Below are 12,586 nucleotides of genomic sequence, written 5' to 3'. Positions count from 1 at the left end.
GCTTAGCGGTCCACGTCAGCCATAACGAAGTCGATACTGCCCAGGTACGCAATGAGGTCGGCGACCATGCTGCCTTTGATCACCGAAGGGATCTGCTGCAGGTGCGGGTAGCTCGGGGTACGGATCCGGGTGCGGTAGCTCATGGTGCCGCCATCGCTCGTCAGGTAGTAACTGTTGATGCCCTTGGTCGCTTCGATCATCTGGAACGACTCGTTGGCCGGCATGACCGGGCCCCACGAGACTTGCAGGAAGTGCGTGATCAAGGTTTCGATGTGCTGCAGGGTGCGCTCTTTCGGCGGCGGCGTGGTCAGCGGGTGATCCGCCTTGTACGGGCCTTCCGGCATGTTGCGCAGGCACTGGTCGATGATGCGGATACTCTGACGCATCTCCTCGACACGGACCATGCAGCGATCGTAGGCATCGCCGTTGTGGGCCAGCGGTACTTCGAACTCGAAGTTTTCGTAGCCAGAATACGGGCGCGCTTTACGCAGGTCGAAGTCGCAACCAGTGGAACGCAGGCCGGCACCGGTGGTGCCCCATTCCAGCGCTTCCTTGGTGTTGTACGCGGCGACGCCGACGGTACGGCCCTTGAGGATGCTGTTCTGCAGGGCGGCCTTGGTGTATTCGTCCAGGCGCTTAGGCAGCCAGTCGACGAAGTCCTTGACCAGCTTGTCCCAGCCGCGCGGCAGGTCGTGGGCGACGCCACCGATGCGGTACCAGGCCGGGTGCAGGCGGAAACCGGTGATCGCTTCGATCACGGTGTAGGCGCGCTGGCGGTCGGTGAAGGTGAAGAACACCGGGGTCATGGCGCCGACGTCCTGGATGTAGGTACCCAGGAACAACAGGTGGCTGGTGATGCGGAAGAACTCGGCGAGCATGATGCGAATCACGTCGACTTTCTGCGGCACCTTGATGCCGGCCAGCTTCTCTACCGCCAGTACGTACGGCAGGTTGTTCATCACCCCGCCGAGGTAGTCGATACGGTCGGTGTAGGGGATGAAACTGTGCCAGGACTGGCGCTCGGCCATCTTCTCGGCGCCACGGTGGTGGTAGCCGATGTCCGGGACGCAGTCGACGATCTCTTCACCGTCCAGCTGCAGGACGATACGGAACGCACCGTGGGCGGAGGGGTGGTTGGGGCCGAGGTTGAGGAACATGTAGTCCTCGTTGGCGCCCTGGCGCTTCATACCCCAGGCTTCCGGGTTGAAACGTGCCGATTCCTCTTCAAGCTGCTGCTTGGCCAGGGTCAGGCTGTAGGGGTCGAACTCGGTGGCGCGGGCTGGGTAGTCCTTGCGCAGCGGGTGGCCTTCCCAGGTGGGCGGCATCATGATGCGGCTCAGGTGGGGGTGGCCTGCAAAGTCGATGCCGAACATGTCCCAGACTTCGCGCTCGTACCAGTTGGCGTTTGGCCAGATGCCAGTCACGGTCGGCAGGTTCAGGTCGCCTTCGCTGAGCGACACCTTGATCATCACGTCGCTGTTACGCTCGACCGACAGCAGGTGGTAGAACACGCTGAAATCGGCAGCGGGCAGGCCGCGGCGCTGGGTGCGCAGGCGCTCGTCGACGCCATGCAGGTCGTACAGCATGCTGTACGGCTTGGCGACGTTGCGCAGGAAGCTGAGTACTTCTTTGAGCTGTGCACGTTTTACCCACAGCACCGGCATGCCGGTGCGGGTTTCCTGGGCGACGAATGCGTCGGCACCAAAACGGTTGTGCAATTCGACGACCACATCCTGGTCGTCAGCCTTGTAAGGCGGAATATAAATAGCGGTGTCCGCTGTCATGGTCTCGGTCGCTTTGAGTCAACGTAGAGAATGAAGCCAGGCCGCCGGCTCCTTGGGGAGCGGGCGGCAGGTCGCTGGATCAGACTTCGTCGGGGCTGCGCAGGTTGGTTACCGCGATACGCTGTTCACGACGCAGGTCTTTCTGGGCAGGCATCTCGGCACGGTAAATGCCTTGATCACCAACAACCCAGGAAAGCGGGCGTCGCTCCTGGCCAATCGACTCCTGCAGCAGCATCAAGCCTTGCAGGAACGCTTCAGGGCGAGGCGGGCAGCCAGGCACGTAAACATCCACGGGGAGGAACTTGTCGACCCCCTGAACGACCGAGTAAATGTCGTACATGCCACCGGAGTTGGCGCACGAACCCATGGAGATGACCCACTTCGGCTCGAGCATCTGCTCGTACAGGCGCTGAATGATCGGCGCCATCTTGATGAAGCAGGTACCGGCGATGACCATGAAGTCGGCCTGACGCGGCGAGGCCCGGATGACTTCGGCGCCGAAGCGGGCGATGTCGTGGGGCGCCGTGAAGGCCGTGGTCATTTCCACGTAGCAGCAGGACAGGCCGAAGTTATACGGCCAGAGGGAGTTCTTGCGACCCCAGTTGACCGCGCCACGCAGCACATCTTCGAGTTTCCCCATGTAGATGTTCTTGTGGACCTGGTCCTCGAGCAGTTGGTCGGTGACGGTTTCCCGTTCACCTACCGGGTACTGCTCGTTGGGCGCATCCGGATCGATTCTGGTGAGATTGTATTGCATTGCCAAAGCCTCATTGTTTCAGCTTCGCTTGCCGCTTGCGGCGACCTTCGGGAGCCCAATCAAGAGCACCGACGCGCCAAAGGTAGACAAGACCTGCCAACAGAATTGCTATGAAAACGAGCGCTTCGACGAACCCGGTCCAGCCGCTTTCGCGGACGGACACAGACCATGCAAAGAGGAAGAGGGCTTCGATATCGAAGATCACGAACAGCATCGCGACCAGATAGAATTTGGCGGACAGGCGCAGGCGGGCGCTGCCGACGGGCAGCATGCCGGATTCGAAGGGTTCGTTCTTGGCGCGGCCCCAGGCCTTGCTACCGAGCAGGCTGGACAGACCGAGCATGAAGGCACACAGGCCGACGACACCCAAAAGGAAGATGGCAAAGCCCCAGTTGTGGGCGATGAGTCCTGCCGAATCGGACATGCTAGAGATCCTTATACAGAGACCCAGCTCTGCAGTCTGAAATAAGTAGAGCGGCGACCTGGTGTCGCACATGCAGTGACCAAATGTCGCAGCTGAATCAATCGCGCTGATTTTATGGGTAAACCCGGTGCAAGTAAAATTTCTGTGGCAATTTATTCGTAGGATTAAGAACAAAAATCTTTCGTAACTGGCTGAAAGCCTTGAATTTCGGGCATTGCGCGCGTTTTTGTTAATTATGTTTCTTGCGCGATGTAACGAATTCCTAATTATGTAATGATAATTAATCGCATTGAGACTGGTGCGGTGAAACTCTCCTCTTGTGAGCCTTGCAAAGTTGCCCGGGCGGGTGGGCTACTTGCAAATGCGAAAAAGGCTCGTTCTAACAGCTTCCAGCGCCTTGCGCACCGCTCTGGGTCAATACTTTATCGGTTAAGCCGTGGCGGCCGATGAAGCGGTGGATGTCGCTCAGGTTGTGGAGGGTGGGTTGCTGTTGGGTTGCCACAAGCATAGTCCGGATACTGGGGCCTGCTTTGCCTCCAGCGGAAAGTGAGTGAGGTTGCCAAGCGCAGGTCTTGAGATTATTGGTGATGCGCAAATCGAGCGCCGCCCGCGCGGCGCTTCGCAGCACAAGGCTGCTCCATTTGTTTCGGGCCAGTGGGCATGTGGCATTTGCGCGCGACCGCCTTGTTTGCCCGACACAATATCGTGCCATGCGCAAAGGGGCGCGCGCCCATTCCACAGGATTGATTGGCCCGAAACAGATGTAGGAGCAGCCTTGTGCTGCGAAGCGCCGCGCGGGCGGCACTCGATCTCATACGCGCTGAATTTTTCGTGACGATCACTCCAAAAAAAAGCCCAGGGTCCTCACGAACCCTGGGCCTTCCTTCAACAGCCCGCTGTTATCAGTGGAACTGCTCTTCCTCAGTCGAACCGGTCAGCGCAGTCACCGACGAAGCCCCACCTTGAATCACGGTGGTCATGTCATCGAAGTAGCCAGTGCCCACTTCCTGCTGGTGCGCAACGAAGGTGTAGCCTTTGCTGGCATCAGCGAATTCCTGCTCCTGCAGCTTCACGTAGGCAGTCATGTCGTTGCGGGCGTAGTCGTGCGCCAGGTTGAACATGCCGTGCCACATGTTGTGAATGCCAGCCAGGGTGATGAACTGGTGCTTGTAGCCCATGGCCGACAGCTCGCGCTGGAATTTGGCGATGGTCGCGTCGTCCAGGTTTTTCTTCCAGTTGAAGGAAGGCGAGCAGTTGTACGACAGGATCTGGTCCGGGTATTCCTTCTTGATCGCTTCGGCGAAGCGGCGGGCTTCGTCCAGGTCCGGCTTGGCGGTTTCGCACCAGATCAGGTCGGCATACGGTGCATAGGCCAGGCCGCGGGAGATTGCCTGGTCGAGGCCTGCGCGCACTTTGTAGAAGCCTTCACGGGTGCGCTCGCCGATCACGAACGGTTGGTCGTACGGGTCGCAGTCGCTGGTCAGCAGGTCGGCGGCGTTGGCGTCGGTACGAGCCAGAATGATGGTCGGCACGCCCGAAACGTCAGCTGCCAGGCGCGCGGCAACCAGCTTCTGTACAGCTTCCTGGGTGGGTACCAGTACCTTGCCACCCATGTGGCCGCATTTTTTAACCGAGGCCAGCTGGTCTTCGAAGTGCACGCCGGCGGCGCCCGCTTCGATCATGTTCTTCATCAGCTCGTAGGCGTTCAGTACGCCGCCGAAACCGGCTTCGGCGTCAGCTACGATTGGCGCGAAGTAGTCGATGTAGCCTTCGTCGCCCGGGTTCTTGCCGGCTTTCCACTGGATCTGGTCGGCGCGGCGGAACGAGTTGTTGATGCGCTTGACCACGGTCGGTACCGAGTCGACTGGGTACAGCGACTGGTCGGGGTACATGGACTCGGCCGAGTTGTTGTCGGCGGCAACTTGCCAGCCGGACAGGTAGATAGCCTGGATGCCGGCTTTGACCTGTTGTACTGCCTGGCCGCCGGTCAGGGCGCCCATGCAATTGACGAAATCTTTTTCTGGGCGGAAGGACGGGTGGGCACCCTGGGTGACCAGCTTCCACAGTTTTTCTGCGCCCTGACGGGCCAGGGTGTGCTCCGGCTGCAGGGAGCCACGCAGGCGAACGACATCAGCGGCGGTATAGGTACGGGTCACGCCTTTCCAGCGCGGGTTTTCGGCCCAGTCTTTCTCGAGGGCTGCAATTTGCTGTTCGCGTGTCAGTGCCATGGAAATAAACCTCGTCGCATCGATCTTGGGGTAATTGTGCTGATGCTCGGGTGCAGATCAGAGGCCTGGCGGCTGTCCTGTTCGGGGGGCGTGCGGCGGCGAACGCGAAGGCTCGAAGGGGAAGGGGGTGCAGGCCAGGCGAAGGTGTGCGCTGCAGGTCGGCTCGTGGATGCCTTGCTGCGGTGCTACGCGATTGCCAGAACTGCGGTGATGCGCTTCCGTCCCTCGGGACAACTTCTTCGTTGCAGTCGCAATCCCGTCGAACCGCCTTGTGGGCCGTATAGACACGAGGCGCCTCCAGGGGTGGGAGGAGCACGCCTCGAAGGCCCTTGCCAGGGCCCCTGATTAGCGGGAGCGAGGCCATCATGCCCTTGAGAAAAAGTACCTGTCAAATGTTTTGTAGTGACTTTTTTCACTTACTACATCTTTGGTCTAATACGACTCGGCAGTCAGTTTCTAGGCCATTGGTCGAGGCCTTGAATTGCCTGGGATCAGTCCAGAAGGTCGACTTTTACACGTAAAGTCATGTTTTCACCGCGCTGGGTACTGTAAGTGTGGCTTGACGCGCTACGATCGGACTGGCTCTGCTGGTTGAACCCCGCCAAGGTGATCCATTCCCCGAGCTTGCCGGTGACTGTCGTGTCGGTGCTTTGCACGTTCACTACATCTGCACGTTCCTGGCTGATGCGATCATTATTGGTGCTTATTTGCAGACGAACCGTTTCGCCGCTCAGGCTGGGGGTAACGTAGAAACCTTGGGTCACATTGCGGTATTCGGTGTTGCTTTGAATGCGCCCATAACCGTCGGTACTGGTGCTGGTGACCGGGATGCTCTGGCCAACCTGGATCAGCGCGGCCTGGCCTTCGCTGGCCTGAACCTGCTGCATGCCGCCTTCGCGGTTGCTGGTGCCGTAGCGGATGACGTGAGCGTTGCCGCGGGTGTCCTGGAAGTTGCTGTCGTTGTTGTCGACGCTGATCAGCAGGCGCTTGGGCGCGGTGTCCAACTGTTGCAGCAGGCTGCGCAGGTCGTCGATGCGCTCCGGGCTGGCATTGACGATCAGCTTGTTCTCGAAGGCGTTGACGGTGCCGTCCTTGCCGATGAACGATTGTGCAGCGGGCAGCAGTTCGGCGCTGCTGCGGTACTGCAAGGGGAGGACTTCGGTGGCGGCGTGAGCGCTGAGGGTGGCGGCCAGCAGCAAGGAAGTGAAAAGCGGGCGTAGCGGCATGTCCATGATCTCCGCAGTGGGTATCAACATGATGGCAAATTTGCCCAGGTTGTGCAGGTTATGCATCAAGGGGCGGCATCCTGCACTTTTGAGCGGTGGCCGCTGTCAGACAAATTCCGTAACATCGCGCCCCTCGATTGCCAGCCCCTCCGCCTGGACCGCCTCACAGGAACTTCATGAAACCCGTACGACTGCGCGCCGACCTGCTCGCCGGCCTGACCACTTCGTTCGCCCTGGTGCCTGAGTGCATCGCCTTCGCCTTAGTGGCGCACCTCAACCCGCTGATGGGCCTGTATGGCGCTTTCATCATCTGTACCCTGACTGCGCTGTTCGGCGGCCGTCCGGGCATGATTTCTGGTGCTGCCGGCTCCATGGCGGTGGTGATCATCGCGTTGGTGGTGCAACACGGGGTGCAGTACTTGCTGGCCACGGTGCTGCTTGGCGGGTTGGTGATGATCTTGTTTGGCCTGCTGCGCCTGGGCAAGCTGGTGCGCCTGGTGCCTTACCCGGTGATGCTGGGCTTCGTCAACGGCCTGGCGATCGTCATCGCTCTGGCTCAGTTGGAGCACTTCAAGCAGGGCGGCCAGTGGCTCAGCGGTTCGCCGCTGTACCTGATGCTCGGCCTGGTGGCGCTAACCATGCTGGTGGTCTACATACTGCCCAAGCTGACCCGTGCCGTACCGCCCGCGCTGGTTGCCATCCTGGGGGGAGGCCTATTGGTGTACCTGCTGGGTTTGCCGACCCGCACCCTCGGCGACATGGCGCACATTGCCGGTGGCTTGCCGCAAGTGACGCTGCCAGATGTGCCATGGAACCTTGAAACGCTCAAGATCATCGCACCCTACGCGGTGCTGATGGCCATGGTCGGCCTGCTGGAGACCCTGCTGACGCTCAACCTCACCGACGAAATCACCGAAAGCCGTGGCTTCCCTGACCGTGAGTGCGTGGCCCTGGGCGCCGCCAACATGGTTTCGGGCCTGTGCGGTGGCATGGGCGGCTGCGCGATGATCGGGCAGACGGTGATCAACCTCAGCTCCAATGGCCGCGGCCGGCTATCGGGCGTGGTTGCCGGGGTGATGATCCTGCTGTTCGTATTGTTCCTGTCGCCGCTGATCGAGCGTATTCCGCTGGCTGCCCTGGTCGGGGTGATGTTCGTGGTTGCCCAGCAGACCTTCGCCTGGGCCTCGTTGCGCGTGTTGCACAAGGTGCCGGTGAACGATGTGCTGGCGATCATTGCGGTGACCATCGTCACGGTGTTCACCGACCTGGCCGTAGCGGTACTGTTTGGTATTGTCATCGCGGCGGTGAACTTTGCCTGGCAGCATGCGCGGGAGCTGTATGCCGACAGCCATGAGGAAGCGGGCGGCGGCAAGCGTTATCAGGTACATGGCACGTTGTTCTTTGCCTCGGTCACGCCGTTCCTTAACCAGTTCGATGCAGCGGGCGACCCGGCCAAAGTTACCTTGGATTGCCAGCACCTGAGCTTTGTCGATTACTCGGCGATTGCGGCCCTCAAGACCTTGCGCGAGCGCTATGCGAAGGCTGGCAAGCAACTGCGGGTGGTGCATCTTTCCGAGCGCTGCAAGAAGCTGCTGAAGCGGGCCGGTGAACTGCACTAAGGTTTCGCGACGCGATCCACTGTGGGAGCGGCGGTGCGGCGGTCCGACTTGCCCCGCGAACACCGGCGACGCCGGTGCCAGGCGCCTTTAATGCCTGGGCCGGCCTCTTCGCGGGGCAAGCCCGCTCCCACAGGTCATGCAAATTATTCCCCGCGGTTCTTCTTCACGATCCCGTCAGCAATGCTGGCCGGTGCCTCGGCATAGCGGATGAACTCCATCGTGTAGCTGGCGCGGCCCTGGGTCATCGAGCGCATGGAAGTGGCATAGCCGAACATTTCGCCCAGCGGCACTTCGGCGCGTATCACCTTGCCGGCTGGCGTCTCGTCGCCATCCTGGATCATCCCGCGGCGCCGGCTCAGGTCGCCCATGATGTCGCCCTGGTATTCCTCGGGGGTCACCACCTCGACCTTCATCACCGGCTCTAGCAGCACTGCCCCGCCTTTTTGCGAGAGCTGCTTGGTGGCCATGGACGCGGCTATCTTGTAGGCCATTTCGTTGGAGTCCACGTCGTGGTAGGAGCCGTCGAACACGGCAGCCTTCAAGTTGATCAGTGGGTAGCCGGCGAGCACGCCATTCTTCATCTGTTCTTCGATACCTTTCTGGATGGCCGGGATGTACTCGCGGGGTACCACGCCACCGACGATCTCGTTGATGAATTCCAGGCCTTCCTTGCCTTCGTCGCCCGGGGCGAAGCGGATCCAGCAGTGGCCGTATTGGCCGCGCCCGCCGGATTGGCGAACGAAGCGGCCTTCGATCTCGCAGGTGTTGCGGATCTTCTCGCGATAGGCCACCTGCGGCTTGCCGATATTGGCCTCGACGTTGAACTCGCGGCGCATGCGATCGACGATGATGTCCAGGTGCAACTCGCCCATGCCGGAGATGATGGTCTGGCCGGTTTCCTCATCGGTGCGCACGCGGAACGACGGGTCCTCCTGGGCCAGCTTGCCTAGGGCTATGCCCATTTTTTCCTGGTCGGCCTTGGTCTTAGGCTCCACGGCCACGGAGATCACCGGGTCGGGGAAGTCCATGCGTTCGAGAATGATGGGGTTGTTGATGTCGCACAGGGTATCGCCCGTGGTCACGTCCTTCATGCCGATCAAGGCAGCAATATCGCCGGCGCACACGTCCTTGATTTCGGCGCGTTGGTTGGCGTGCATCTGCACCATGCGGCCGATGCGTTCTTTTTTGCCCTTGACCGAATTCAGCACCGCATGGCCGGAACTGAGCACGCCGGAATACACCCGGGCAAAGGTGAGGGTGCCGACGAAGGGGTCGGTGGCGATCTTGAAGGCCAGGGCCGAGAAGGGCTCTTTGTCGTCGGCGTGGCGCTCCAGGTGCTTTTCTTCGTCGTCGGGGTCGGTGCCTTTGATCGCCGGGATTTCGGAGGGGGCGGGCAGGTAGTCGATGACGGCATCGAGCATCAGCGGCACGCCCTTGTTCTTGAACGACGAGCCAAGGATGGTCGGCACGATTTCGTTGGCAATGGTGCGCTGGCGCAGAGCGGCCTTGATCTCATCGATGCTGAGCTCCTCGCCATCGAGAAACTTCATGGTCAGTTCATCGTTGGCCTCTGCCGCGGCTTCGATCATGTGCGCGCGCCATTCGTCGGCGAGCGCCTGGAGCTCGGTGGGGATCGCTTCTTCGCGGTAGGTGGTGCCGTTGTCGGCATCGTTCCAGTAGATGGCCTTCATCTTCACCAGGTCGATCTGGCCGATAAAGTGCTCTTCGCTGCCGATGGCCAGCTGGATCGGCACCGGGTGATGCCCCAGGCGCTTGTCGATCTGCTTGACCACGCGCAGGAAGTCGGCACCCTGGCGGTCCATCTTGTTGATGTAGGCCAGGCGCGGCACGTGGTACTTGTTGGCCTGGCGCCACACGGTTTCCGATTGCGGTTCGACCCCGTCGGCGCCGCTGAACACCACCACCGCGCCGTCGAGCACACGCAGCGAGCGTTCTACCTCGATGGTGAAGTCGACGTGGCCAGGGGTATCGATGATGTTGAAGCGGTACTTGTCGGGGAACTGCTTGGTCGAGCCCTGCCAGAAGGCCGTGGTGGCTGCCGAGGTGATGGTGATGCCGCGCTCCTGTTCCTGGGCCATCCAGTCCATGGTCGCGGCGCCATCGTGCACCTCGCCCATCTTGTGATTGACCCCGGTGTAAAACAGGATGCGCTCGGTGGTGGTGGTCTTGCCGGCATCCACGTGGGCGACGATGCCGATATTGCGATACAGCTCGATGGGCGTTGTACGGGCCATGGCGGACTACCTGCGGATGGGCGGATTCTCCCACGTTAGCAGACCGGAAGAATCCTGCTTTACCGCCGGGCCGTCAGTCGGCCTGAGCCTGCAGCAGCCATTGGCCGTCCACTTCACGGGCCAGGCCGCTAGCAGGCAGCAGGGCCAGCAAGCGCTCGTGCAGGGCGCCGTCGGTGAAGGTCTTGAGCTTGGCCATGTCCAGCGCGCCGACCAGGTTGAGGTCTTCTTTGTGGTACGACAGCCAGGCTTTTTTCAGCACCAGCAGCACGTCGCTGCCTGCGGTGTTGGCGAAGCGGCGGTTGAGCGGGCGGCCTTCGAGGGTGAAGTTGTGCGCGTGGCTGTAGCTGCTCTGGTCGCCACCGTCACGGCAGCGGTGGCACTGGCACGGGCCTTCGGCGAACGCGTTGCGCAGGTAGGTGTTGAAGTCCACGACGGGCTTGAGGGACAGGCGTTTGTCGACCTCGAACAGGTCGGCGATCAGGGGTTCTTCGGCGCTCACTCGGGATCCTCGTGTGGTGTGGCGTGCATCGGCGGGCACCCTAACAGATCGGGGCGGGGGAGGCCATTTTGATCTGTTGATGGCGGCCACCCAGGTGCCAGGCATGACGCTGTACCTGTGGGAGCGGGGTCACCCGCGAAGAGGCCAGTAGAGACAACAGACAAAGGCTGCCGTACTCTACGCGCCAAAACGCCTACACATCTAATTGAGGTAACCCCGCTTGAGCAGCAAGTTCCCGTACACCGCCACCGTGACCATCAGCGCTGAAGACCGCGGGGGCGACATCGAGGCCTCGGAAAACCCCAGCATGCGCGTGGGCCTTGAAGCGGTGACCGAAACCCTGAAGAAGGTGCATTTCGTCGGTACGCTCGCAGCTCCCGAAAAGCCGGCCACGCACATCTGCGTTACCCTGGAAAACGGCCTGACCTACTACGGCCCGATCGTCAACGGCCACGCCGAACTCGAAGGGGGCTGGATTGCCTTCGAGTCCGACATGCTCACCCCTGAAGAGCTGGGCCTGTAAGCCTTAGTTCAACTCTGCCAGGCACTGCTCGAGGATATCCAAGCCTTCTTCGAGCACCTCGGCTTCGATGGTCAGTGGTGCGAGCAGGCGGATGATATGCCGCGCCTTTCCGCTGGGCATCAGCAACAGGCCTTTGGCCCGCGCTGCTTCCATGACCTTGGCCAGCTGGGCCGGTGCCGGGCTGCCATCGGCGTTGACGAACTCGATGCCGCGCATCGCGCCGACACCGGTCAGCCGCCCGATGAACGGGTACTGGGCTTTCCAGCGCTCGACGCGGCTGACAATCGCCTGTTCCTGGCGTTCGCCCCAGGTGGCGACGTTCTCGTCGGTCATCTGCGCCAGGCTCGCCAGCGCCGCTGCGCAGGCAATCGGGTTGCCCGAATAGGTCCCGCCCAGGCCACCCTTGGGCAGCGATGCCATCAGTTCTTTACGGCCCACGACCGCACCCAGTGGCATGCCGCCCGCGATGCTTTTGGCCAGCAGCAGCAGGTCGGGCTCAATGCCCAGGCGCGGGAAGGCAAAGCGCTGGCCGGTACGGCCAAAGCCCGATTGGATCTCATCGATGATGATCAAAATGCCATGCTCGTCGCAGAAGCGGCGCAGTGCCTGGGCGAATGCCGGGTCGAGGGCGAGGAAGCCGCCTTCACCCTGGACCGGTTCGAGGATGAAAGCCGCCACGTCTTCAACCGCCAGCTCGACGCTGAACAGCCGGTCCATGGCCTTGAGTGCCTGTTCGCAGGTGACGCCGGTGTCGGCACTGGGGTAGGGCAGGTGGTAGACCGGGCCTGGCAGGTCGCCGACGCGTTGCTTGTACGGGGCGACCTTGCCATTGAGGTTCAGGGTTGCCAGGGTGCGGCCATGGAAGCCACCGTCGAAAGCAATCATCGCGCGCTTGCCGGTGGCACCACGGGCCACTTTCAGGGCGTTTTCCGCCGCTTCCGCGCCACTGTTGGTAAGCATGCCGGCCAGCGGGTAGCTGACCGGGACAAACTCGCTGAGGCGCTCCATCAGGGCAAGGTACGGGCCGTGGGGGGCGGCGTTGAAGGCATAGTGGGTGAGGCGGGTGGCCTGGGCCTGAATTGCCTCGACCACGGCTGGGTTGCAATGGCCCAGGTTGAGTACGCCGATACCGCCGACGAAGTCGATATAACGTTTGCCGTCGGTGTCCCAGACTTCCGCATTCTTGCCGTGGGAAAGTGTAATTGGGTGAACGATGGCAATGGACTGGCTGATACTTTCCTGATTCATGGTGCACGCGGACCTTGTTCGAG

Annotated in this window: 10 protein-coding genes; 2 read left to right on the top strand and 8 right to left on the bottom strand. The window is 61.4% G+C overall.

The genetic code is table 11. The features are described from left to right. Window positions 1-2: 2 nt before the first annotated feature. From nuoC to GIB19_RS23910, 5 genes are all read right to left on the bottom strand, one after another. Entirely contained in the window at window positions 3-1,784 is a 1,782-nt protein-coding gene (gene nuoC, locus GIB19_RS23930) for an NADH-quinone oxidoreductase subunit C/D (protein ID WP_027592809.1), read from the bottom strand. Window positions 1,785-1,863: 79 nt separating this feature from the next. Further along, window positions 1,864-2,541, bottom strand: a complete 678-nt coding sequence (locus tag GIB19_RS23925) for a NuoB/complex I 20 kDa subunit family protein (RefSeq protein WP_012313769.1) — start codon at window positions 2,539-2,541, stop codon at window positions 1,864-1,866. Window positions 2,542-2,551: 10 nt separating this feature from the next. Next, window positions 2,552-2,965, bottom strand: coding sequence for an NADH-quinone oxidoreductase subunit A (locus tag GIB19_RS23920; protein ID WP_003251427.1), 414 nt, complete (start codon window positions 2,963-2,965; stop codon window positions 2,552-2,554). Between the two features lie 902 nt (window positions 2,966-3,867). Continuing rightward, a complete protein-coding gene (gene aceA, locus GIB19_RS23915; protein ID WP_012273289.1) occupies window positions 3,868-5,193 on the bottom strand; it encodes an isocitrate lyase in 1,326 nt (441 codons plus the stop codon). A 491-nt stretch (window positions 5,194-5,684) separates the two neighbouring features. Further along, window positions 5,685-6,419: a secretin N-terminal domain-containing protein gene (locus GIB19_RS23910; protein ID WP_274888310.1), complete on the bottom strand. Its 735-nt coding sequence runs from the start codon at window positions 6,417-6,419 to the stop codon at window positions 5,685-5,687. 176 nt (window positions 6,420-6,595) lie between these two features. Between GIB19_RS23910 and GIB19_RS23905 the strand changes: the two genes are divergently transcribed. Continuing rightward, window positions 6,596-8,038, top strand: a complete 1,443-nt coding sequence (locus tag GIB19_RS23905) for a SulP family inorganic anion transporter (RefSeq protein ID WP_274888278.1) — start codon at window positions 6,596-6,598, stop codon at window positions 8,036-8,038. A gap of 143 nt (window positions 8,039-8,181) precedes the next feature. On the opposite strand, the gene fusA is transcribed toward GIB19_RS23905, so the two are convergent. Beyond that, window positions 8,182-10,293, bottom strand: a complete 2,112-nt coding sequence (fusA, locus tag GIB19_RS23900) for an elongation factor G (protein ID WP_099428753.1) — start codon at window positions 10,291-10,293, stop codon at window positions 8,182-8,184. Between the two features lie 73 nt (window positions 10,294-10,366). Next, window positions 10,367-10,792 carry a hypothetical protein gene (locus tag GIB19_RS23895; RefSeq protein ID WP_027592805.1) on the bottom strand — a complete coding sequence of 142 codons (426 nt, stop codon included), beginning with the start codon at window positions 10,790-10,792 and terminating at the stop codon, window positions 10,367-10,369. A 220-nt stretch (window positions 10,793-11,012) separates the two neighbouring features. Between GIB19_RS23895 and GIB19_RS23890 the strand changes: the two genes are divergently transcribed. Beyond that, window positions 11,013-11,315 carry a hypothetical protein gene (locus GIB19_RS23890; protein ID WP_027592804.1) on the top strand — a complete coding sequence of 101 codons (303 nt, stop codon included), beginning with the start codon at window positions 11,013-11,015 and terminating at the stop codon, window positions 11,313-11,315. 3 nt (window positions 11,316-11,318) lie between these two features. On the opposite strand, the gene GIB19_RS23885 is transcribed toward GIB19_RS23890, so the two are convergent. After that, window positions 11,319-12,563, bottom strand: a complete 1,245-nt coding sequence (locus GIB19_RS23885; protein WP_027592803.1) for a 2-aminoadipate transaminase — start codon at window positions 12,561-12,563, stop codon at window positions 11,319-11,321. Window positions 12,564-12,586: the final 23 nt, after the last annotated feature.

This window comes from Pseudomonas sp. ITEM 17296, assembly GCF_028895205.1.
GTDB lineage: Bacteria > Pseudomonadota > Gammaproteobacteria > Pseudomonadales > Pseudomonadaceae > Aquipseudomonas > Aquipseudomonas kermanshahensis.
The sequence above is the reverse complement of the archived record's forward strand: the minus strand, read 5'-3'. Positions and strand labels throughout refer to the sequence as shown.

What these genes read in the sequence shown, in the direction of transcription:
- GIB19_RS23925 (WP_012313769.1), bottom strand. Translation starts at nt 2,541, where the DNA reads ATGCAATACAATCTCACCAGAATCGATCCGGATGCGCCCAACGAGCAG.
- GIB19_RS23905 (WP_274888278.1), top strand. Translation starts at nt 6,596, where the DNA reads ATGAAACCCGTACGACTGCGCGCCGACCTGCTCGCCGGCCTGACCACT.
- fusA (WP_099428753.1), bottom strand. Translation starts at nt 10,293, where the DNA reads ATGGCCCGTACAACGCCCATCGAGCTGTATCGCAATATCGGCATCGTC.
- GIB19_RS23920 (WP_003251427.1), bottom strand. Translation starts at nt 2,965, where the DNA reads ATGTCCGATTCGGCAGGACTCATCGCCCACAACTGGGGCTTTGCCATC.
- GIB19_RS23885 (WP_027592803.1), bottom strand. Translation starts at nt 12,563, where the DNA reads ATGAATCAGGAAAGTATCAGCCAGTCCATTGCCATCGTTCACCCAATT.
- GIB19_RS23910 (WP_274888310.1), bottom strand. Translation starts at nt 6,419, where the DNA reads ATGCCGCTACGCCCGCTTTTCACTTCCTTGCTGCTGGCCGCCACCCTC.
- aceA (WP_012273289.1), bottom strand. Translation starts at nt 5,193, where the DNA reads ATGGCACTGACACGCGAACAGCAAATTGCAGCCCTCGAGAAAGACTGG.
- nuoC (WP_027592809.1), bottom strand. Translation starts at nt 1,784, where the DNA reads ATGACAGCGGACACCGCTATTTATATTCCGCCTTACAAGGCTGACGAC.